Source organism: Planococcus sp. A6 (genome assembly GCF_028823615.1).
GTDB lineage: Bacteria > Bacillota > Bacilli > Bacillales_A > Planococcaceae > Planococcus.
In genome coordinates, this window is record NZ_JAPEHT010000263.1 from 1 (window position 1) to 1,025 (window position 1,025).

Here is a 1,025-nt window from a genome sequence, read left to right on the forward strand (position 1 = left end):
CAATGCGAGCCCTCCGGAAAGCGTGCCCCTGCAACGAAGTCGAAAAGCGGAAGCTTTTCCAATCACTTCTTTTTCATTACTTCGCCCTTTACTAATTTGAAATTCACCACAATCCTATGCCATTCGTCTCAAAGCCACCAAATATTGAAAATTGTGGCAGGGAATTCGTTTCAAAGCGTATGTTTTTTTGGTAAAGTAAGACTAAGCAGAACGCCATTTGCCTGAAAGGACTTAGACGCATGATATCTGATTTTAAATTTTGGCATTTCTTCCTGAACCAAGGTCAACTCATACATAATTTGCGACACACCGAAATGAGGCAAATCAATAAGCGCCTGGCCGTTATTCTTGTGCTTGGCTTGATCGTATTCGCCTTGCCTGAAATCTGGGGCATGAACACCGGATCGTTGACGCCGCTGCTGGCGGCAGGCATGTTCGACGGCTATACACTCGCGCGTTGGACTTCGCTTGTCGGCACATTGCTGTGGGGCGGCTTGTATTTGAGCTTCCATCTATACATTGCCGCGTATCTATACGGCCGGATCATCGGCATTCCATGGAAAGCGATGATTGTCATGCAAGCTTACGTTACGGCATTGTTGGTGCTGGAAAAAGGCTTGATTTTCGGTATATTCGCCTGGAACGGCTACACGATGGCCTTTTCACCATTTTCATTCGGGCCGATCGCCGCGACATTCCTGGAGAACAGCTACCTAATTTATTTCTTTAACCAATTGACCTTATTTACATCATTGATTATTGCGATTCAATACCGCTTCATCAAAAACTTTTCGCGTGTATCGCCAAAAATCATCTTGCTTTCACTGATCATCATCCATGTGATTTCGGCATTGATCGTCGCACTGTTCAGCCAAATCCCAGTCGACGAAATGCTCCGTGACTTTATGCAAGGGGGGCCGATCCTATGAACCGCTTTTTCTTTATCGGCTTATCCATTGCCATCGTCGCTTTTTTGACCTCGAACTTCCTGTTGCTGTTCGGTGAAAAGAGCATCATTTCAAAAG

The 1,025-nt window shown here is 45.6% G+C and carries 1 protein-coding gene; it reads left to right on the plus strand.

Translation table 11 applies throughout. The features are described 5' to 3' along the window. Positions 1-314 precede the first annotated feature (314 nt). Complete coding sequence (locus ON064_RS18355; RefSeq protein ID WP_274625891.1) at positions 315-929, plus strand: hypothetical protein; 615 nt, start codon at positions 315-317, stop codon at positions 927-929. Positions 930-1,025 lie beyond the last annotated feature (96 nt).